Here is a 21,145-nt window from a genome sequence, read left to right as displayed (position 1 = left end):
CTTAAGGATATATTAGGATTTTGTGATATCCCTCTGGTTTCCATTGATTTCAACTCAAATCCGCTTTCTTCAATTGTTGATGCAGGGTGTACGGATGTTATTAACGGCAATATGGTAAAAATCTATTCATGGTATGACAATGAAGCAGGTTATTCCCACAGGATGATTGATCTGGCTGTCATGGTCGGCAAATCCCTATAATTGGAGGCATAAAATGAGCAGAGTCCCTTTAATCGCAGGTAACTGGAAAATGTACAAAACCGGTCGGCAGGCAGTTGAAACTGCCAAAGATCTGGCACAACTTTGTTCAGATGTCCAAGATGTCGAAGTCATGATAGCACCGACCTTTCTTTCTTTACCCCTGGTTGCAGCATCTATTGAAGACACCAATGTAAAAATCGGGGCACAAAATCTCTATTTTGAAAAACAAGGCGCCTATACCGGTGAAATATCGGCGGATATGCTCAAAGCTGCCGGCGTTGAATATGTCCTCATTGGGCATTCTGAAAGAAGATTATATTTTGGAGAAACCGACACCTCTGTCTGTAAAAAAATCAAGGCTGCCATTGAGGTTGGATTAAAACCTGTTTTATGTATTGGAGAATCAGAAACCCAGAGAGAGGAAGAAAAAACCTTTTCCATACTTGACAAACAGGTGTCAGATGGGTTAAAAGGCTTTGGTCTTGAAGAACTTGCACATTTAGTTCTTGCTTATGAACCTGTATGGGCGATCGGTACAGGGAAAACAGCCAGTGTTGATCAGGTAAGCCAGGTTCATCAGTATCTGCGTTCTTTGCTTGAAAAATTGTTTTCAAAGGACTTTTCCAACCAGACACGAATATTGTATGGTGGCTCAGTCAATCCTGAGAATGCAAGAGACCTGATGGGTATTGAGGATGTTGACGGAGCTCTTGTTGGTGGAGCCAGCCTTGATGCCAATAAATTTATTAATATTATAAAATATAATAGTTAACAAATATGACAAATTTAATAGTCGCATTACATGTTTCAGCTTGCATCTTATTGATTCTGATTGTTCTACTTCAAAGTGGAAAAGGTGCAGAGATGGGAGTTTCTCTTGGTGGCGGAGCAGGCCAGACACTTTTTGGTGCTACAGGTCCTGCAACCATATTGACTAAAATCACAACAGGTGTTGCCATTATTTTCATGATTACATCTCTTACTTTGGCTTACACATCGGGTCATCGGTCAGACACATCTGTGATGAAGGACAATCTACCTGCTGAGCAAACGACCGAGTAAATTTTGAGTTTTTAGTTCTTAGTTTTGAATTTTCCCCCAAACTCAAAACTCATAATTAAAAATTCATAATTCTAATGTGCCGAAGTGGTGGAATAGGTAGACACGCACGCTTGAGGGGCGTGTGGGGCGACCCGTGGGAGTTCAAATCTCCCCTTCGGCACCACAAAATATACAAGCCACGGGCAACAATTGTTCGTGGCTTTTTTTGTTTTATCGAGTTTAATTTTATCAGGGTATGGTGATAAATGTCCAAAAACTATAGAAGAAATTGTTTTAAGTGTACCTTCTTCTATGTAACATGGGACCCACAACATCCCAATGGCTGTAAAGCCATGGGGTTTAAAACCAAACAGCTGCCAAGTGTTGTTGTATTCCAATCCTCTGGAAAACCCTGTGAACTTTATAAAGAAAAAACACTTAAGAAACCTGATCAGCCTTGAATTTTTTCTGACCTTGTTTATATTAAGCTATTATGAATGATAAAAAAAACAGTATCTCCCAAGATCCAAAAAAATTGAAAAAGAACTGGGTGAATTTCTAAATAAAAAATTTGGCGGCAACGTTAAAATTATAACCCCTTCTATTCTTCCCCGGCAAGAATCAATCTCAGGCAAGTCTGCCCCAAAAGGCAAAAAAAACCCTATCAATTTTAATATCAAACCCAGGGAACTTATAGCTTATCTTGATCAGTATGTGGTGCAACAGACAAAAGCAAAATCAATTCTATCAACAAAGATATGCACCCACTTTAACCGGATCAGATATTCTCAAACCACGGATGAAGGCATGTCAAAAATCACGGGTAATATTAAATCCAACATTTTAATGTTTGGCCCTACTGGAATTGGAAAGACATATCTGATTAAACTCATTGCAAAAAAAATCGGAGTTCCATTTGTAAAGGCAGATGCCACAAAATTTTCCGAAACCGGTTATGTTGGAGGCGATGTAGAAGATTTAATCCGGGATCTGGTGAAAGAAGCCAATGATGATATTGAACTTGCCCAATGCGGTATTGTCTACATTGATGAAATTGATAAAATTGCAGCAAGTCCCAATGTAATGGGTGCCCAGGTATCAAGGACCGGTGTTCAGAGGGCTCTTTTAAAACCCATGGAAGAAACCGATGTCGACTTAAAAGTTCCCCATGACCCTGTATCCATGATGCAGGAACTAGAATCCTATCAAAGAACCGGTAAAAGGGCCAAACGGACTGTAAATACAGCCAATATCCTTTTCATTGTGAGTGGTGCATTCTCAGAGCTTTCAAATGTCATTAAAAGACGGTTATCAAAACAGAATATCGGATTTGGTTCAACGCTTGTAAAATCCAAAAAAGATAATGACCTGTTAAAATTAACTAAAGCCCAGGACCTGGTGGAATTTGGCTTTGAATCTGAATTCATTGGAAGGCTTCCTATCCGATGTATTCTTGAGACCCTTAGCCAGGAAGACCTGTACTCAATTTTAAAGATGCCCAACAATCCGGTAATTTTGAGCAAACGCCTCGACTTTAACGCCTATGGCATAAAAATTATTTTTACAGATGATGCATTAAAAGTTCTTGCAAAAAGGGCGTATAAAGAAAACACGGGCGCCCGGGGTCTTGTCAGTGTGATTGAAGACGCTCTGCTTAATTTTGAAGAAAAACTTCCGTCACATGATTTTTTAAAATTTACTGTGACAAAAGAAGTCCTGGAAGATCCAAAAGGTCATCTTGAAGATATTTTATCAAAACAAAATTCTTTAAAATGGGATAATCTTTATGAAAAAGCCTTTCTTGATCATAAAAATTATATTTCAAACTATATAAAAGACAATTGGAAAATATTTTCCCTGCGCCATGGACTGACTCTTTCACAAATCCGATGCGATATGGTGGCGCTTTATTTTTGTAAGAATGTCATGGAAGTTGAAGACGCTGTGAAAAAAATAAAAAAATTCCATGATTCAATCAAAGAAATTGAAGTTGAAATATCAAAAAGCTATAATTTGAACATTGTTTTTGAAGAAGATGCCATTGATTTTCTGATTGAACAATTTATCACCCATAATGCAACAAATGAAGAAATACTGTCAAAAATTTATAACAGCTACTATGATGGATTTAACCTTATCCGTGAAAAAACAGGTAAAACCAGATTTTTTCTGTCCAAAAATGCGTTAACAGACACGGAGACCTATCTTAACGACCTTATCAGGAAAGAAATAATATGATTGGAATTTCAAAGCTTTATTGTGCGACCGTAGAACCATCAGATGCTTTAAGATACTCAAGACACTCAGGGCAAATGCCCTCTCATCTTTTGCAGTTTTCTAAAGATAAAACACCTGTGGTTGTATGGAATATGACAAGACGGTGCAATCTTAAATGTGTTCATTGCTATGCCAGATCAGAAGACATTTCCTATGACAATGAACTGGCCCATGAACAAAGCATTGCCATGATTGATGACCTGGCCCAATTTGGTGTACCGGTTCTTCTCTTTTCAGGTGGGGAACCCACTGTGCATCCAAGGCTTGTTGAGTATGCCAAATATGCCGTCAGCAAGGGGATGAGAGCGGTTATTTCCACCAATGGTACCCTTATCACCAAAGAAAAAGCCAAAATATTCAAAGAAATCGGGCTTTCTTATGTGGGTATCAGCCTTGATGGCTTGGAAGAGACCCATGATAAATTCAGAGGGGTTAAAGGCTCCTATAAAAAGGCCATGGCAGCCATTAAAAACTGTCAGGAAGCCGGCATCAAAGTAGGGTTAAGGTTTACCATCAACAAAAGGAATGTAAAAGACATCCCGGGTATTTTTGACCTTCTTGAAGAAAAGAATATTCCCAGAGCCTGTTTTTATCACCTGGTATATTCAGGCAGGGGTTCTGAAATTGCCAAGGAAGACCTCTCCCATGAGGAGACCCGCAAAGTTCTTGATCTTATCATGGACAGGCCAAAAGACCTCCATGACCGGAACTTGCCAAAAGAGGTTCTCACAGTGGATAATCATGCCGACGGCCCTTATCTTTACCAAAGGCTTTTGGATGAGGACCCCCAGAGAGCCGCTGAGGTTCTTGAACTCCTTGAAATGAATGAAGGTAACAATTCAGGTCGAGGCATTGGATGTATTTCCTGGGATGGCGAAGTCTACCCGGACCAATTCTGGAGGGAAAAGAGTCTTGGCAACATCAAAGACATGCCTTTTTCTAAAATATGGACAAATGTTGACAATGAATTCTTAATGAAACTCAAAGAAAAGAAAAAACATGTTAAGGGCAGATGTGCCCAGTGCAGATGGCTTGATATCTGTGGTGGTAACTTCAGGGCTCGTGCGGAATCTGTTGCCGGTGATCCCTGGGACAGTGATCCGGCTTGTTACCTGACAGATGACGAGATCAAAAAGGAGGAGTCATAATGCTTTTTCCCGATTCTCGTGGGCGAAGATTAAGAGCCAGTAAAAATTTTAGAAGAATGATAAGGGAAACAAAACTTTCCTGTGATGATTTTATTCTTCCTTTATTTGCCATAGAGGGAAATTCCATAAAAAAACCCATTGAATCCATGCCGGGTCATTTTCAACTCTCCTGTGACCATATTGTCAAAAAAGCGAAAGAAGCCCGGGATACCGGTATTCCTGCCATCATTTTATTCGGTATTCCTGACAAGAAAGATCCTTTGGCAACAAGGGCTTATGCCTCGGACTCTATTGTTCAAAAAGCCATTCAGGAAGTGAAAGAAAAGGTCCCTGATATTATAGTCATTACAGACGTATGTCTTTGCGGGTATATGGATCATGGACATTGCGGAGTTGTTGAGAACGGAATTATTGATAATGATGCCTCCCTTGACCTTCTGGCTAAAACTGCGCTTTCACATGCCAGGGCCGGTGCCGATATGGTAGCGCCGTCCGATATGATGGACGGAAGAGTCGGTGAAATACGACAGACGCTTGATGAGGAAGATTTTTCTCACATTCCTGTGATGTCTTATGCTGTCAAATACAGTTCGGCATTTTACGGCCCGTTCAGGCAGGCAGCAGAGTCTGCACCGCAATTTGGTGACAGAAAAACCTATCAGATGGACCCTGCCAATTCCAATGAGGCCATCAGGGAAGCCATCATGGATGTTGAGGAAGGTGCGGACATTATTATGGTAAAGCCGGCTCTTGCCTACCTGGATATTATCTATCGATTAAAAGAAGAAATAGATCTTCCCATTGCTGCCTACAATGTCAGTGGAGAATATTCAATTATGAAAGCCGGAGAAATAATGGGCTGGGTCAATGCAAATGAAATTATCATGGAGACGCTTTTATCCATTAAAAGAGCCGGTGCTGACTTAATCCTGACATATTCCGCAATTGAAGTTGCAAGGGAGTTAAATAAATAATGAATCATCCTCATGGACAGGGTCATGCCCCAAAGGCCAATACCCTTAGACTGGTTGCCTGGGAAACCACCCGCCGGTGCAACCTTGCCTGCAAACACTGCAGGGCTGTGGCAGAAGATCATCCCTATGACAATGAACTTGATACAAAAGCGTCGTTTAAATTATTGGAACAGATCAAAGAGGTTGGTGATCCCATTATTATCCTCACCGGTGGAGAGCCGCTTTTAAGGGATGATATTTTTGATATTGCCGCCTTTGGAACAAAATTAGGTCTTCGCATGGTCATGGCACCTAACGGGACTTTGATCACCCAAGAAAGTGCTAAAAAAATGAAAACTTCCGGCATAAAAAGAATCAGTGTCAGTCTTGACGGTTCAACGCCTGAAACCCATGATGATTTTCGAGGACTTAAAAATGCCTTTAACAATTCCATTCAAGGTATCAACATTGCCAGACAAGCCGGTATTGAATTCCAGATCAACACCACCATAACAAAAACAAATCTGGATCAAATACCGAAAATATTAGACTTGGCAGAAAATTTAGGGGCAGTGGCCCATCATATTTTTCTCCTTGTTCCCACAGGGCGGGGAAAATATATTGTGGACAGTGAAATCAATGCAAAAGAGTACGAAGAAACCTTAAACTGGTTCTATGATCAAAGAGATAAAACAAGCTTACAGCTTAAGGCGACCTGTGCGCCGCACTATTACAGAATATTACGCCAGCGGGCTAAAGAAGATGGTAAAAAAATAAGTTTTGAAACCCATGGCTTAGATGCTGTCACAAGAGGGTGTCTTGCCGGAACGGGGTTTTGTTTTATTTCCCACGTAGGAAGGGTTCAAACATGCGGTTTCCTTGATGTGGAATGTGGTAATATTACCCAACAAACCTTCAAAGATGTCTGGGAAAATTCTCAAGTTTTTAATAAACTCAGAAATTTTAATAACCTTGAAGGCAAATGCGGTATTTGTGAGTACAAAAGAGTTTGTGGCGGATGCCGCGCCCGTGCATATGAAGCAACGGGTAATTATCTTGCAGAAGAACCGTTATGTTCCTATCAACCGGGCACGTAGTGCCTAAGGTGTTTAATAAGTTTATTCCGTTTCACCCAATTGCAACCATTTCGGAAAAGGCATTGGAGGGAATCGCTCTAAAGGAGTCTTGACGTCTATCCTCTAAAATTAATACGATTGCTTCAGAAAGGCTTTTAAGACATTCTTCTTTTGTTTTTCCCTGTCCATTTGCACCAGGGAGTTCAGCACAGTAAGCAACAAACCAGTCATCATCTTTTTCTATGATTGCAGTAAATTCATTATACATTACGTTTCTCCAATATAATATTGTATAAAATTAATATACAGCATCTCTTCCTATAGACAACATTTTTTTTGGGATGCCGGAAATCTATTGTACCGAATTTGGTGAAAATGTTCAATTGTAGAACTTTTAACCTCAAAATCTTTATATGCTTTTTCCTATTGGATAAATCAATATTTGTCGAATTTGCCAATACTGGCATTTTCGACAAATGTCAGTGGAGCGATGTTCGAACCAGGCCCAATCTCTTTGCTATCCTGTCCTGACCCTACCCCAAATGGAATCTCTCAGTCAGTGGTGAGTATTCAATATAAAACTTCTTTTCCCAAATCCTGCGACTTTCACAGGTGTGAAAAATTTTACATACTTATAGGAAAAAAATTACATACTTTTATTACATTTTTTTCCTATAAAAAATTCCTCTTCAACCCCTTATACCCAAGGGACAGGGAGGAATCCGAATCCTTGAGTCTGGTATAAAAATTGCTTCCAAATAAGATAAAAGTCAGGTATTTATAAAAATAAAAAATTGCTGGGAGAGCAAGTCATGGTAATTTAAAAGGATGCATCCGGCTATAAAAGCAGTATAAAAATATAACAATTTTATTTAAAGGAGGACAGATAATAACAATTATAGGAAATAAGGAAATCAAAGCATGGAGAACTTCATAATTCTCCATGAAAAATTTAACGCAAAACTATTCACATATCAAGGAGTAACAAAATGAAACGTTTTTATCTATTGTTAGCGGTCATTGCTGTCACATGCCTTTGTTTTGGTTATGGAACAGCAGCACAGGCTGCTAGTTATGAAATCTATAGTTATGCCTCTGATGGCACAAATGACGATGGCGGGCCGGACTATGACCACGCCGTGGTTTCGGGCGGAGGAGATCATGATAGCTGGCTGGCCGAATCACGGGTCAATGGCTGGGAACTGGGCGCCAGGTCCAACCTCTGGTTTGACTATGAGAGTCAAGCCATGGGTATATACCGGCCTTATGCTTCTGCCGAATTTAAACAGCAATTCCGTGTCCTCGACGGTAGCATTGCTTCCAGCGTGACCTTCTCCTACGACGGCATACTGTCAGCTGACGGCAGCGACAATGTTGAAGGTTGGTATTGGTTTATGGCTTCACTGGGGGTCGATCACTATGATAACGAAAATATTTGGATGGGAAATAAGCATTCTGAATATTTTGAAAAATATGATTCTGATGGCTTTGGCACCTGGAACTATGATGACAGCTTTACCATTACCTATGCAGCAGATGAATTGATCACCGGTGAGGACTTTTTCCTCAGGGTCTGGCTTGATACCTTCTATGAGGCAGAAGGGGTGTGGTTTGGCGAAGAAGGAGCCACATACGGCTTTCTGGATATCTCTGCCGATTTCTTCAACAGTCTGAAATTGGTCAGTGTCACCGGCGGCATAGAAGCTGTGGGCGCTCCCATTCCCATCCCCGGTGCAGCATACCTCTTAGGCTCCGGCCTGATCGGGCTTGTATTAATGAGGAGAAGAAGGAGTGGAACAAAAGTTTGAGGCCCAAGGGAAGTTTATACTGCTTACAAACCAAAGGGATCAAACTCGATTGATCCGCTTACTATCATAAAAGAAGGCAGATATAATGAAGAAGCAACTTTTCTGTTCAATGATGATTTTATCTTTTGTTTTGATAGCAAATATAGCCCAGGCTGCATTTGCAGAGCCGCCGTATTGGTCGCATTGTTCTGCGGCACGTTGGGAGTATGGGGGCAATATATTTGATGAAGGGGAAACAGATGCCTATGTATCAGGTCTTGATGGCGGTTTTGCCGTGGCAAGGGCTGATGGCTGGGATTTAGGCTCTCGGGCATACGGCAATTGGAACTCCACCAATAATGCTGGATATGAGTCACAATCAGAGTCATCGCAGCAATTTGTAGTCAATGCAGCTGGGCAGGCCAGTATTACTTTTTCTTATAGTGGTTATTTGGAGGTTACCGCTTATAATGTTGCATATGCCGATTATCATACCGAGTTCTCGTTTTCCGCTTTCGATGGTACATGGGGAAATGGCAATGGCTTAGATGTCGAGTTAAATTCTGAAGGTTACCAATCTTATTCAGATACTTTTATATTTAATTATGACTTCGCTGACAACGATATCGGAAGCACCTTCCGAATAGACTTTGATCTCAGGACCAGGGTTGGGGGAGACAATACAAGCTTTTGTAATAATGGTTATCTTTACCTTGATTCTAATTTTTACGATAGCCTCAAAATTGACCTTGTCAGTGGTGGAATAGCAGCTGTTGTCCCTATTCCCGGTGCTGTCTGGCTGCTGGGTTCAGGATTGCTGGGCCTGGTGGGAATCAGAAGAAGATTTAAAAAATAGACGACAAAACATTATACACAATAACAAAGGCAGGGTCATTTGGCTCTGCCTTTGTTTTGGTAGACAACATTTTTTTTGGGATGTCGGGAATCTATAGTACCGAATTTGGTGAAAATTTTCTTAATCACAGCTTATTGGCCAGATGAAAAAAACTTTGAAACAGGCTTTAAATATCGGTGAATATCCAAAAGAGTTGTTGTTTAAAGATACTCAGTTGCTACAGATCCTGATTCTTTTTTTTATCACAAAAAAAAAGGCCAGTTGAAAAAACTAACCGGCCTTTTTGTTTTATCCTGCTAAAAAATCAGGGGAAAGCTAAACCACACCCTGATCCATCATTGAATCTGCAACTTTAACAAATCCAGCAATATTGGCACCATTAACATAGTTGCCAGGGGTTCCATATTCTTCTGAAGCAGACAGACAGGCTGAATGAATACTGTGCATGATACCTTTGAGCTTGGCTTCCACTTCTTCACGGGACCATTTGATTCTCATTGAATTTTGGGACATTTCAAGCCCGGAAACGGAAACACCGCCGGCATTGGCTGCCTTGCCCGGTGCATAGAGAATATTATTATCAAGAAAAATTTCAATACCTTCCGGCATGGTCGGCATATTTGCCCCTTCACTGATAGCATAGACGCCGTTATTTAGCAAATTTTGGGCATCTTTTGCATTAATTTCATTTTGGGTTGCACTTGGAAAAGCACAGTCTGCCTTATGATTCCAAAGCGGATTATGGTCAGATCCCGCATCAAGAGCAGTATATACCGCTTCAGGGTATTTTTCTGCATACTCCTTAATCCTGCCGCGTTTTACATTTTTCAAATACATTATATGATGAAGCTTGGCTTCATCTATCCCTTTTTCATCATAAATATATCCGGAAGAATCAGAAAGTGTGACAACTTTTGCTCCCAGATGGTTCAATTTTTCAGTAGTATATTGGGCCACGTTACCTGAACCTGAAACCAGGCAGGCTTTGCCTTTAAGACTTTCTTTCCGGGTGGCCAGCATTTCCTGGGCAAAAAAGACCGCACCATACCCGGTGGCTTCCGGTCTGATCAGACTTCCACCCCAATTAAGGCTTTTCCCGGTCAGAATACCTGAAAATTCATTCCTCAATTTTTTATACATACCAAAAAGATATCCGATCTCTCTTGCTCCGACACCGATATCCCCAGCAGGAACGTCCGTATTAGGGCCTATATAGCGAAAAAGTTCGCCCATAAAGCTCTGACAAAATTTCATGACTTCATTATCTGATTTGCCTTTGGGATCAAAATCTGATCCGCCTTTTCCGCCACCCATGGGAAGAGTAGTCAATGCATTTTTAAATACCTGTTCAAAGGCAAGAAATTTTAAAATGGAAAGGTTTACGGAAGGATGGAAACGAAGACCACCCTTATAAGGTCCGATGGCAGAGTTCATTTGAATTCTGAATCCGCGATTGACCCGGACTATACCCTGGTCATCCACCCAGGGAATCCTGAACATAATCACACGTTCCGGTTCGATGATCCTCTCCATAATACCGGCATGCCTGTAGTCAGGATTCTTATCCAGAACCGGTTTTACTGATTCAACCACTTCTGTTACTGCCTGATGGAATTCTTTTTCAAACGGATCTCTTGCACCAACAATATCCATTATTTTACCCATTTTCTGTCTCCTGTTAAAATAAATTTTGGATTGTTTCAATCCAAGTTTAAACATCATTGTTTATCTCACAGAATAAACCCTATTGTTCATTCTGTGAGCATATTTTAATATGGTCTTACTATTAAAAATAGTATCATAAAATAGTACAATTTACGAATTTATTTTTATCTCAAAATAATTAAATTCGCTCTTGCTAAATATACCCTGAAATATCTGTCGTCAACTATAATCAGCACTTTTTTTACAACTTTTGCACATAGATGAAGTTGACAAAAATAAGGGTATTTAGTATTTGCTTATTGATGAATAATAACAGGAACATTTGATATATGAATGGAAATAAACCGGCAAAATCGACTAATATTTTAATTCTGGGGTTGGGGGGTGTGGGTTATTACCTGGCCAAACGCCTTGTTCATGAAGGTTATGCCATCACCGCCATTGAGCAGGATAGTGAATTGCTTCGCCATGCCGATGGAAACATAGATGCCCGCCTGATTCATGGCAATGCCATGAGCATCCATTGCTGGCGGGAGGCTGATGCCAAAAAAATGGATTATCTCATCTCGGTTACCAATAATGATGCTGTGAATATGATGAGCTGTCAGATAGGCGACCGCTTTGGCATTCCACGCAAGATAGCCCGGGTGCGTTCCAGGGAGTTTGGGAATAAAAATTCTTTTCTGAATGCCGAGGATCTTAAAATCGATCTGATAATCCACCCGGAAGAGCTGGTTGCACAGGAAATTTTCAGGCTGATTAAGCTTCGGGCCGGAAACGATATCATTGATGTAGCCAAGGGGCAAATACAGGCCATGGCCACCCGTATTCATGAGGAATCGCCGCTGGCTTACAGAAAACTGAAAGATATCTCTATAGAATATAATGAATTTCCATTTCGGGTAGTTGCGATTGCACGGGGGATTACCACGCTGATCCCCAGTGGTGAGGATGAACTATTGCCACAGGATCAAGTCTTTTTTATGGCCAGAAACAAAAACCTGACCAGTTTGATGGGCCTGACAGGTGTTGAGCAGCAAAAACGTCACCGGGTGATGATCGTCGGAGGTGGACTGGTTGGATGCCGCCTGGCTGAGCTGTTAGGCAAAATAGTCCAGATCAGACTGATCGAAAAAGATGAATCCGTGGCCCAGGAACTCTCCTTTGCTCTGAAGAATGCAGAAGTGTTACACGGTGACGGATCGGATTCAGATGTGCTGGTTTCAGCAGGGCTGTTGGAAATGGATACCTTTATTACCGCCACCGGTGAAAATGAAACCAATATCATGACCTGTGTCCTGGCCAAACACTTGATGACGTCACAAAACACCCAAAAACAGAGAAAATGTATTGCTCTGGTTAACAAAGAAGATTATGTGGTATTGGCGGCAACAATGGGATCGGATCTTGCTTTGAATAAAAAAATACTGGCCGGCAATAAGATCCTGAAATTCATTCGCAGGGGTGAGCTGCTTTCCGTGGCACATCTGCATGGTTTTGATGCTGAAATGGTAGAAATCGTTGCCGCCCCAAATTCTCCGATTACCCGGAAACCCCTTTCCAAACTTGATTCTTATTATAATGGGAAAATAATGATAGGGAGCATCCATAGTGAGGGTGTATGGCGGATTGCCGTCGGGGACACCCACATTCAAAGCAATCAGCGGGCAATCGTGGTCTGTATGTCACAGCACTTGAAAGATGTCCAGAGATTATTCCTGGCCTGATTTATCAGACACTGTCTATTTTTTCCAGAAAGACGGATAGAATATAACCAGAGCTGAAAACATTTCCAGCCTGCCTACCAGCATATTCCAGGATAAAAACCATTTGCCCGTATCTGAAATAAAGGCATAATTTTGGGACGGACCCACCCCGCCGAATCCCGGACCGATATTCATCAGGGTTGCGATGACTGAACTCATGGCAGTGGTATAGTCCATTTGATCCGAAAGTGTCATGAAGCATCCCCCGCCCAGAATCAGGAAAATGTTAACAATAAAATAAAAGACCGCTATATTGATTATCTGAGGCTCTACCGGACGCTGATTCAAACGGATCGATACCACAGACATGGGACTAAAAAAGATGTGCTTGATGACTGCGACTCCGAATTTGCATATCAGGATATAATGAACAATTTTGATCCCGCTGGTGGTGGATCCGGCGCAGGCGCCGATAAAGCACACCACATAGAGAAACATCTGCGCTGCCTGGGGCCATTGCTCATAATCAGCCGTTGTGAATCCAGTGGTTGTCAAGATAGAGGTAACCTGAAAGGTTGCATACCGGATGGAATCCATAAGGCCGTATGTATTTTCTTTCCACAAAATCCATGATACCATTGCGCAAAAAAAGAACATGAACCCCACATACCAGCGTAATTCAGTGTTGATTCTTACTATCCGCCAGTTCCCCTGCGCCATGTGGTAGAAAAGCATAAACGTCATACCGCCCAGAAACATGAAAATTATAATAATCCAGTCAAAGTAGGCATTGTTGTAATGGCCGATGCTGGCATTCCACGGCGAGTAGCCCGATGTTGACACTGTTCCGAAGGAATGACACAAAGAATCAAAAATCGACATGCCGCCCAGACACAATAAAAGTGTTTCCAATATATTCAAGATTATATAGATTCCCCATAGCCAGATCATTGTATCCCGGTTACGGGCGATGAACTTTTCCCTGGTAATGACTTGACCGGGACTCGACTCAGCCCGGAATATACGCACCCCCCCCATTCCATGGGGTAAAAATATGATGGTCAATGTTAAAAAACCCATTCCACCCAGTAAATGGGATTGGCTGCGCCAGAATAATAATCCATGCGGAACCACTTCGATATCCGTCAGTATGGTTGCCCCGGTAGTAGTATAGCCGGACATCATCTCGAAAAAGGCGTCGGTGAAAGAGGGGATTGAGCCATGGATCATAAAAGGCAGGCTGGAAACCGCAGAAATCAAAATCCATCCAAAAAAAGCAATAAAAAAGCCGTCTTTTATGTTTAAATCCTGATAATTGCGAAAGTACCGCCACAAAGGATATCCCAGACCAATAGTGATGAGTCCTGTAATGGCAAGGGCATACAGGTCATCTTCTTTGTAATAAAGAGAACAGATCAATGGAAACACCACAAAACTGCCGGTAACAATCAATAATTTTCCCAGGACATTTGCAATAGTTTTGTAATTCATCGGTATCCAAATCTAATATGAGGGTAAATCAATCCTTAATTTTAATTCAAACAATGCCCTAAAATCCCAACTCTTCTTTACCCTAAAACCTCCCTGGGAATCAACCCATATTATTGACAGTCTTTTTTTGATTTAGTAAGTTATCTTCCAGATTTTTATCAACGAACAGGAGATAAAATTTGAAAATTATTATTGTGGGTGCCGATGAAGTCGGATATAACATTGCCGGCCGACTTGCTTCTGAAAATAAACAAGTCGTTGTCATTGACAAGGATCAGGATGCCGTGAAACGCCTTTCCGAAAACCTTGACATACAGGTCATCACAGCATCCGGCAGCAACCCCAAGGTTCTTATTAATGCCGGTATTAAAGAAACTGATATCCTTTTAGCAGTGACAGACAGCGATGAAATAAATCTTGTGGCCTGTTTGATAACCGACCTGATTTCGCCCACAACCAAAAAACTTGCCCGGATCAGAAATTCTGATTTCGAACCCTATCATGACCGATTGAAAAAAGAGAATCCTCATATTGATACGGTGATTAATCCTGATTTCGAAGTAGTAAATACCATCAAAAAACTGATGGAAGTACCAGGAGCGGTTGATGTAGGAAATTTTGCCGACGGTCAGGTAAAATATGTAGCTATCCGGCTTGACAGATATTCTCCCGTGGCTGGAATGAGCCTTATTGATCTTCCATCCAAATTTGGTGAGGACCGGCCTTTAATTGCCGCCATTATCAGGAATAATGAAGTGATTGTCCCAAGGGGAAGCGATAAGGTTGAAGCTAAGGATTTAATCTATTTTGTCAGTGAAACCCATAAACTTGAAAAAACACTCAAGCTTTTCGGCAAAAAAATTGTGCCCATCCAAAGAGCCTTGATTATTGGCGGCGGACGAATCGGTGAACGGCTGGCTAAAACACTTGAAAAGGACTCGATCAAGACAAAAATCATTGAATCTGATATTGACCGCTGTTATTACCTGTCTGAACAAATGGATAAAACTATTGTTCTTCATGGTGACGGGTCTGATCAAAAACTATTTTATGAAGAAAATGTTGGCCAGAGTGACATCGTTATTTCTGTCACCGGTGATGATGAAACCAATATCCTTGTTTCCCTGCTGGCAAAAAATATAGGGGTTTACAATACGATCACCAGGATAGGAAAATCAAGTTATTTCCCCCTGCTTGCCACCATTGGCATTGAACAAGTTGTCAGTTCAAGACTATCGGCTGTCAGCTCAATTTTACAGGATATCAGGAAAGGAAAGATACTGTCTGATATTTCAATCTTTGGTGAGAAAGGAGAATTTATTGAAGCCATTGCCCTTGAAACATCCGATATTACTGACAAGCCCTTAAAAAAACTTTCCTTTCCCAAAGGCGCAATCCTTGTCTGCATCATCAGGGACGGGCATATCATGATTCCTACAGGGGACAGTGTTGTCAAGCCAGGGGATAGAATCATTCTGTTCGCGGTCAAACATGCCATAAAAAAACTTGAAAAACTTTTGACCGTTAAATTGGATTTCTTTTAATGCGCTGGCAGTTCATTGCAAATATTATTGGTATTCTTTTGTTTTTTTTAGGGCTTTCCATGGTTGTCCCTTTGCTTGTCAGTATTCATTATCATGATCTTGCCCAGGACAGCTTTATTCACTCCATCGGTATGACTATGGTGGCAGGACTCATCCTTATCATTTTATCAAAAAAACAGGGCGACGATAATTATATCAATCAGAAAGAAGGAATGGCCACCGTCGCTCTGGCCTGGACAGCCATTAGCCTTTTTGGTGCCCTGCCCTTTTATTTTGGCCCTGAATTCACTAGTTTCACCGATGCATTTTTTGAATCTGTTTCAGGTTTTACAACAACCGGCTCATCTGTGATGACCCAAAGACACTGAATGCCGGTTTTTTCTTGGATTAACCCTTATATTAACCCTCCTGGTTGCATGGGACACCTATGGTTCGGTTTACAATTCCGTTAAAGACGCCTTCAGGTTTGCAAGTTTTCAGGTGGCCTCAATTCTGACAACAACCGGATTTGCAACAGCTGATTATGAAAAATTCCCGGGCTTAAGCCAGGTAATTTTGTTTGTCTGCATGTTTATCGGTGCTTCTGCAGGATCAACAGGCGGTGGAATGAAATGCGCCAGGATCATTGTTTGTTTTAAATTTTGTTACAGGGAATTATTTAAGATCATACACCCGAGAAGTATCCGTCACATAAAAATAAATAAGACTATTATTCCGGATGAGGTACTTCAAAGCATCATGGGGTTTTTGGCGCTTTATATCGGTCTTTTTATTGTTTCAAGTATTCTTCTTGCCGGTATGGGGGTTGATATGATGACAGCTTTGGGTGCGGTTGCAGCCTGTATCGGAAATATCGGCCCCGGGTTCGGAACCGTAGGACCCACTGAAAATTTTGCCCTTCTTCCTGCCATGGGAAAATGGCTGCTTGCCTGGTGCATGCTGTTGGGCAGGTTGGAAATTTATACGGTTATTATCTTATTCGTTCCTGAGTTCTGGAAAAAATAATTAAATAATCTCAGGATTCATAGCCAGAGAATGTAAAAATTGTCGCGTATGCATTTCTATTCTTGATTTAAAAATTTCCACCACTTTCAGCATTAAGGTGTGCCCGGTTTCGAAATCTTTTTCAAACAATTGACGCATCTGCTCACCTGAAACAGTAATAATTGAGCTTGTTTCAGCACAGATTGCAGTAAATGTACTGGAGGATTCACCCATTAAAGCGCAGACCCCAAATGTTCTCCCGGCAGATACTTCATCCAGAGTCAAAGACTTTCCGGAAGCAGATCTGCTGTTTAAAAATACTTTTCCGGAAACCAGCATATATAAAAGAGTTTGTTCCTGGTCTTGCCGAAAAAGAATGCTTTCTCCATCAAAAATTTCAAGTCGTGCTATGGCACGAACTTTTTCAAGTATGGATTCAGGTAAATCTTTAAGGAAAGATATTTTTTTTAAGTCGTCTTTTTCAACCATTGTTATGGGTCCTATCTAAAGTAACGTTGATTTTTTCTTTTATATTACAAGAGTGAGGTTTTCAATGTCATTAATATTTTCTTTAAATTCAGGATGTTCATCCAAAGTTTTCATGATCATCTGTGCACGGGTATCCAGATGCTTTTTATACTGTTTTGCAACCCCAAACATCATATGGTAGGCCAGTTCATGATTTTCCTTAAAAAGCTGTTTCATCCGTTCACCTGAAAGGGTAATTACTTCGCTGGGTTCCTGACAGATGGCAGTGTAGCTTGCCCTTGATCCTTCAATAAGGGCGGAAGAGCCAAAAGAAGATCCGGACTGAAGATTATCGAGAATAACATCAATCTCAGGTGTCAGTTCAATTTTAATGGCCACCTGTCCCATTATCAGCATATAAAACGTATCCACCTCTTCCTTGACACTTATTAATTGTGTGTCTGTGCCAAAGATACTCAACTGGGCCTCTCTGGCAAGAAATTCAAACAAATGATCAGGAAAATCTTTTAACAGATTAATACGTTTTAAATCTTCTATTTTTACCATTTAAAAGCCTCAATACTAAATTAAAATAAATTTTAAGCTAAAATATACACCAAAAGAACAAAAGATATGCCGATGGCTGCACCAATACCAATTGGCAGGCTTCCTGCAATAATATCATTATAAAGCTGATTCTTTTTTATTTCCAGCCGCTTATCCCGGTAGCCCTGAAGCAGCCATATATTCACCACCACAAACAAGGCAAAATTTGCTGCTGTATTTTTAAAAAAGGATACAAGGCCTTTGATAAATCCCATTAAATAACTTTCAGAGACCTGGTTTATTGTATTTAATCCCTTATCCAGAACGATGTATCCTCCACGGCCAAGCTTGCGATAGAACCAGTCAACATCAAGGTTAATAGATTTTATTTCCGGTGGATAATATCCGGAAAGAATCAAAAGGGCAAACGCCAGAGCGCCAAACATTAAAAGCTGGAGCTGGCCGACAACATGGGCACCCGTATAAGGGATATAATCAACAGCAAAGGGCAGAAGATTATATAATGGTTGAGGAAAAACCCCTATAAAAATACAGGCGAATGCTGCAATAGCCATTGCCAATGTCATATTCCATGAAGGATCTTTGGCTCTGATGCCTGAATCATGGCCAAAAAAAGTAAAAAAAGGAACTTTAATACCGGCATGATGAAACACACCGGCAGAGGCAAATTGTAATATCAAATAGACAAAAATCATTTTTTCATTGACAGTTGCGGTGACGACCATGGATTTGGAAACAAAGCCTGAGAATAAGGGAAATGCAGATATGGATGCTGCTCCGACAATACAGAAAAGACAAGTTAACGGCATTGTTTTATAAAGTCCCCCGATCTCAGTACACTTGATCTTACCTGTCATCTGCAGGACTGATCCTGCAGCCATAAAAAGCAGGCCTTTATAAAGGATATGGCAGAAGGCATGGGCAACTGCACCATTTAGGGCCAGTTGAGAGCCGATACCAATACCCACGAGCATAAAGCCAATCTGATTTAAAAGACTATAGGCCAATACCCTTCTAATATCATTTTCAAGCACTGCAAAGAATATGGGTACAAATACCATAAATGCCCCGATCCAGATAAGCAGTTCAGCACCGGGAAACGTCCTGATTAAAAGGTATACTGCTGATTTTGTTGTAAAGGCACTTAAAAAAACCGTACTGGTCGGGGTTCCATGGGGGTATGCATCAGGCAGCCAGGCGTGAAGAGGAATGGCCGCAGCATTCAGGGCAATACCAATAAAAATAAGGTATGATTCAATTCCGTTAAGCCCTATATAATCAAAGGCAATGGTTCCTGTTTTCTGGATATAAAGAACAATCCCGGCCAAAAGAAAAAGACCACCAATCAAATGAACCAGGATATACCTGAATCCTGCTTCCCGTGATGCTTTGGTTCTGGATGCTATAATTAGAAATGTGGAGCTGACCGCCATGACTTCCCAAAAAAGATAGAGGGACAAAAAGTCTCCTGCCAGAACAACCCCTAAAGTTGAGCCGGCATAAACAATGCCGGCAACATGTTGAAGATCATCTTTTACTTTCAGGGCAAACAAAATACCAAGAAAAGCCATAATGGTAAAAATATAACCAAAGACCATTGAAAGTTTGTCAATTCTCCCTAGAATCAGATTGTAACCCCAGAATTCATATGTCCAGATATTTCCCTGGGGAATATTTACCAGGACATAAAAGGCTGCCACAGGGATTAACAGCATGTATATGGACTTGGTCCTTCCTTTTAAAAAAGGAATCAGAATTGCAGCTAAAATAAATATTATTGCAGGAGGAATCAGGTTACTTGTCATAGTAATTCTCTTTTTTCATCACGATTAATCTTAGAATTTTGGCCAGAAAAATAAGCAGAACACATGAAAAAAAGCCGTAAACTGCAGAAAACCCTTTAATATGCTCAAAAAAGAATGCCGGATGGGGATGAATAAAAAATTCTGAAATCAATAAAATGACCAGAGAACAATAAAAAGTAATCAATAGTTTTTTTACGTTTTTTGGATTATCAAAGAAAGTAAGTTCTTTTTTCATTATTATATCCTTGTGTAAAATCAATTTTTCCCTTAGGACAGCCGATTCATATGGGTTAATGACCGCCACTGCCACCCATTGAAAAGGCAAATATTAAATAAATTACAGCAAACAAAACCGCCAGATAAAGAGCTGTTTTATATCCCGGCACAGGCTCATGCCCCAGTATCTCCCAATCGTCATTTTTATTTTCATCTTTGCTCATCATGGCTCTAACCTTTAAAAATTTTTTAAATCAAATACCCAAACCAACTTTTACCAAATTGACAAAAACCGTTGGATAAAAGAATAAAACAATTGAAATGATTGCCGTTATCATCAAAGGAATAAGAAGGCAAAGATTTGCTTCCTTTACTTTTATCGGGATGTTCTCATTCTCTTCTTCACTTTTCCCGAAAAATCCTTTATATACAATGGGTAAAAAATAGAATGCATTAAGAAATGATGACACCAGCAGGACAAGCATGAAAATGGTCTGCTGAGCTTCAAGTGTTCCTAAAATTAAATTCCATTTGCTGTAAAACCCCCCGGACGGCGGAAGCCCGATAACCCCTAATGAACCAATAAAAAAAGCCGCAAATGTAAAGGGCATTTTTTTGCCCAGACCGCTCATCTGACTGATATATTTCTTGCCCGTTGCCACATAGATAGCCCCGGCACAGAAAAACAGGGTAATCTTTCCAAAGGCGTGCATGGCAATGTGTATGACCCCGCCCAAAAGTCCCTGGGGTGACAAGAGTGCCACGCCAAAAATAATATAGGACAACTGGCTGATGGTGGAATAGGCAAGCCGTCTTTTTAATTCATCCTGGGAAAGCGCAATACATGAGGCCAGAAGAATGGTGACCGAAGCAATGGTCATGACCACAACGCCCAGGTTAAAATTTGCCAAAAGATCAACACCGAAAATACCTGTCATCACCCTGACAATGGAAAAAACGCCAACCTTTACAACTGCTACTGCATGCAAAAGTGCGCTGACCGGGGTCGGCGCGACCATTGCAGCCGGAAGCCATGTGTGAAACGGCATGATACCGGCCTTGGCAAACCCGAAAACAAACATTAAGAGCAATACTGTGGCTGCAGGTTTAGACAATTGGTCTGTAAAAATACCGGCAGTGGAGAATTCCAGGGTTCCGGTTACATGATAGCAATAGATCATGGCGGGCAGGACAAGACCAATTGATGTGCCCAAAATAAAGATTAAGTATCTTCGACCGGAAATTTTTGACTTTTTATCCTGATGATGGGCAACCAGGGGATATGTAGCCAAAGATAAAATTTCATAAAAAAGGTAAAGCGTCAGCAGGTTGGCGGAAAAAGCAACACCGATTGTTGCGG

The 21,145-nt window shown here is 40.9% G+C and carries 22 protein-coding genes, 1 tRNA gene and 1 pseudogene; 15 read left to right on the top strand and 9 right to left on the bottom strand.

Annotation, left to right across the window (positions count from 1 at the left end; translation table 11 throughout):
* The 9 genes and pseudogenes from K8S13_RS04170 to ahbD form a co-directional block, all read left to right on the top strand.
* Positions 1 to 201 (top strand): annotated as a pseudogene (locus K8S13_RS04170) (type I glyceraldehyde-3-phosphate dehydrogenase); the annotation flags it as partial.
* A 13-nt stretch (positions 202 to 214) separates the two neighbouring features.
* Positions 215 to 973: a triose-phosphate isomerase gene (tpiA, locus tag K8S13_RS04165; RefSeq protein WP_291460678.1), complete on the top strand. Its 759-nt coding sequence runs from the start codon at positions 215 to 217 to the stop codon at positions 971 to 973.
* 5 nt (positions 974 to 978) lie between these two features.
* Positions 979 to 1,263 (top strand): preprotein translocase subunit SecG, encoded by a 285-nt coding sequence (gene secG, locus K8S13_RS04160; RefSeq protein WP_291460675.1) that lies wholly within the window; start codon positions 979 to 981, stop codon positions 1,261 to 1,263.
* Positions 1,264 to 1,341: 78 nt separating this feature from the next.
* Positions 1,342 to 1,426: transfer RNA gene (locus K8S13_RS04155), tRNA-Leu, on the top strand.
* 82 nt (positions 1,427 to 1,508) lie between these two features.
* Entirely contained in the window at positions 1,509 to 1,703 is a 195-nt protein-coding gene (locus K8S13_RS04150; RefSeq protein ID WP_291460673.1) for a uracil-DNA glycosylase, read from the top strand.
* 346 nt (positions 1,704 to 2,049) lie between these two features.
* Complete coding sequence (locus tag K8S13_RS04145) at positions 2,050 to 3,480, top strand: AAA family ATPase (protein ID WP_291460671.1); 1,431 nt, start codon at positions 2,050 to 2,052, stop codon at positions 3,478 to 3,480.
* Positions 3,477 to 4,667, top strand: coding sequence for a 12,18-didecarboxysiroheme deacetylase (ahbC, locus tag K8S13_RS04140; protein ID WP_291460669.1), 1,191 nt, complete (start codon positions 3,477 to 3,479; stop codon positions 4,665 to 4,667). The genes K8S13_RS04145 and ahbC overlap by 4 nt, the downstream gene beginning before the upstream one ends.
* Complete coding sequence (hemB, locus tag K8S13_RS04135) at positions 4,667 to 5,641, top strand: porphobilinogen synthase (protein ID WP_291460667.1); 975 nt, start codon at positions 4,667 to 4,669, stop codon at positions 5,639 to 5,641. The genes ahbC and hemB overlap by 1 nt, the downstream gene beginning before the upstream one ends.
* Positions 5,641 to 6,717: a heme b synthase gene (ahbD, locus tag K8S13_RS04130; protein WP_291460665.1), complete on the top strand. Its 1,077-nt coding sequence runs from the start codon at positions 5,641 to 5,643 to the stop codon at positions 6,715 to 6,717. Before hemB ends, ahbD begins: the two co-directional genes overlap by 1 nt.
* A 31-nt stretch (positions 6,718 to 6,748) precedes the next feature.
* Here ahbD and K8S13_RS04125 read toward each other — a convergent pair whose 3' ends face one another.
* Complete coding sequence (locus K8S13_RS04125; protein ID WP_291460664.1) at positions 6,749 to 6,964, bottom strand: type II toxin-antitoxin system HicB family antitoxin; 216 nt, start codon at positions 6,962 to 6,964, stop codon at positions 6,749 to 6,751.
* Positions 6,965 to 7,685: 721 nt separating this feature from the next.
* On the opposite strand from K8S13_RS04125, the gene K8S13_RS04120 reads away from it, so the two are divergent.
* On the top strand, positions 7,686 to 8,504 hold the full coding sequence (locus K8S13_RS04120; protein WP_291460663.1) for a VPLPA-CTERM sorting domain-containing protein: 819 nt from the start codon (positions 7,686 to 7,688) through the stop codon (positions 8,502 to 8,504).
* Positions 8,505 to 8,589: 85 nt separating this feature from the next.
* Positions 8,590 to 9,339, top strand: a complete 750-nt coding sequence (locus K8S13_RS04115) for a hypothetical protein (RefSeq protein ID WP_291460662.1) — start codon at positions 8,590 to 8,592, stop codon at positions 9,337 to 9,339.
* A gap of 315 nt (positions 9,340 to 9,654) precedes the next feature.
* On the opposite strand, the gene gdhA is transcribed toward K8S13_RS04115, so the two are convergent.
* Positions 9,655 to 11,004, bottom strand: a complete 1,350-nt coding sequence (gene gdhA / locus K8S13_RS04110) for an NADP-specific glutamate dehydrogenase (protein WP_291460661.1) — start codon at positions 11,002 to 11,004, stop codon at positions 9,655 to 9,657.
* A 329-nt stretch (positions 11,005 to 11,333) separates the two neighbouring features.
* Between gdhA and trkA (K8S13_RS04105) the strand changes: the two genes are divergently transcribed.
* The gene (gene trkA / locus K8S13_RS04105) at positions 11,334 to 12,731 is read left to right on the top strand and encodes a Trk system potassium transporter TrkA (RefSeq protein ID WP_291460659.1); all 1,398 of its coding nucleotides are present in this window, start codon (positions 11,334 to 11,336) and stop codon (positions 12,729 to 12,731) included.
* Between the two features lie 15 nt (positions 12,732 to 12,746).
* On the opposite strand, the gene K8S13_RS04100 is transcribed toward trkA (K8S13_RS04105), so the two are convergent.
* Positions 12,747 to 14,201, bottom strand: a complete 1,455-nt coding sequence (locus K8S13_RS04100) for a TrkH family potassium uptake protein (protein ID WP_291460658.1) — start codon at positions 14,199 to 14,201, stop codon at positions 12,747 to 12,749.
* A gap of 179 nt (positions 14,202 to 14,380) precedes the next feature.
* Between K8S13_RS04100 and trkA (K8S13_RS04095) the strand changes: the two genes are divergently transcribed.
* The 3 genes from trkA (K8S13_RS04095) (at position 14,381) to K8S13_RS25570 (ending at position 16,750) form a co-directional block, all read left to right on the top strand.
* Positions 14,381 to 15,745, top strand: coding sequence for a Trk system potassium transporter TrkA (gene trkA, locus K8S13_RS04095; protein WP_291460657.1), 1,365 nt, complete (start codon positions 14,381 to 14,383; stop codon positions 15,743 to 15,745).
* Positions 15,745 to 16,113 carry a hypothetical protein gene (locus K8S13_RS25575; protein WP_367172526.1) on the top strand — a complete coding sequence of 123 codons (369 nt, stop codon included), beginning with the start codon at positions 15,745 to 15,747 and terminating at the stop codon, positions 16,111 to 16,113. The genes trkA (K8S13_RS04095) and K8S13_RS25575 overlap by 1 nt, the downstream gene beginning before the upstream one ends.
* 112 nt (positions 16,114 to 16,225) lie before the next feature.
* Positions 16,226 to 16,750, top strand: coding sequence for a potassium transporter TrkG (locus K8S13_RS25570; protein WP_367172525.1), 525 nt, complete (start codon positions 16,226 to 16,228; stop codon positions 16,748 to 16,750).
* Here the strand turns inward: K8S13_RS25570 and K8S13_RS04085 are convergent, their stop codons facing one another.
* The 6 genes from K8S13_RS04085 to K8S13_RS04060 form a co-directional block, all read right to left on the bottom strand.
* On the bottom strand, positions 16,751 to 17,218 hold the full coding sequence (locus K8S13_RS04085) for a Crp/Fnr family transcriptional regulator (RefSeq protein ID WP_291460656.1): 468 nt from the start codon (positions 17,216 to 17,218) through the stop codon (positions 16,751 to 16,753).
* Between the two features lie 39 nt (positions 17,219 to 17,257).
* On the bottom strand, positions 17,258 to 17,764 hold the full coding sequence (locus K8S13_RS04080; RefSeq protein ID WP_291460655.1) for a Crp/Fnr family transcriptional regulator: 507 nt from the start codon (positions 17,762 to 17,764) through the stop codon (positions 17,258 to 17,260).
* A gap of 32 nt (positions 17,765 to 17,796) precedes the next feature.
* Positions 17,797 to 19,569: a Na(+)/H(+) antiporter subunit D gene (locus tag K8S13_RS04075; RefSeq protein WP_291460654.1), complete on the bottom strand. Its 1,773-nt coding sequence runs from the start codon at positions 19,567 to 19,569 to the stop codon at positions 17,797 to 17,799.
* Positions 19,559 to 19,804 (bottom strand): hypothetical protein, encoded by a 246-nt coding sequence (locus tag K8S13_RS04070; protein ID WP_291460653.1) that lies wholly within the window; start codon positions 19,802 to 19,804, stop codon positions 19,559 to 19,561. Before K8S13_RS04070 ends, K8S13_RS04075 begins: the two co-directional genes overlap by 11 nt.
* Before the next feature lie 55 nt (positions 19,805 to 19,859).
* Complete coding sequence (locus K8S13_RS04065) at positions 19,860 to 20,012, bottom strand: hypothetical protein (RefSeq protein ID WP_291460652.1); 153 nt, start codon at positions 20,010 to 20,012, stop codon at positions 19,860 to 19,862.
* 27 nt (positions 20,013 to 20,039) lie between these two features.
* Positions 20,040 to 21,145, bottom strand: a 1,106-nt coding sequence (locus K8S13_RS04060) for a proton-conducting transporter membrane subunit (protein WP_291460650.1), incomplete at its 5' end; no start/stop codon positions are given.

The sequence above is a fragment of the Desulfobacula sp. genome (assembly GCF_021107415.1).
This window is presented reverse-complemented; position numbering and strand designations above follow the sequence as displayed.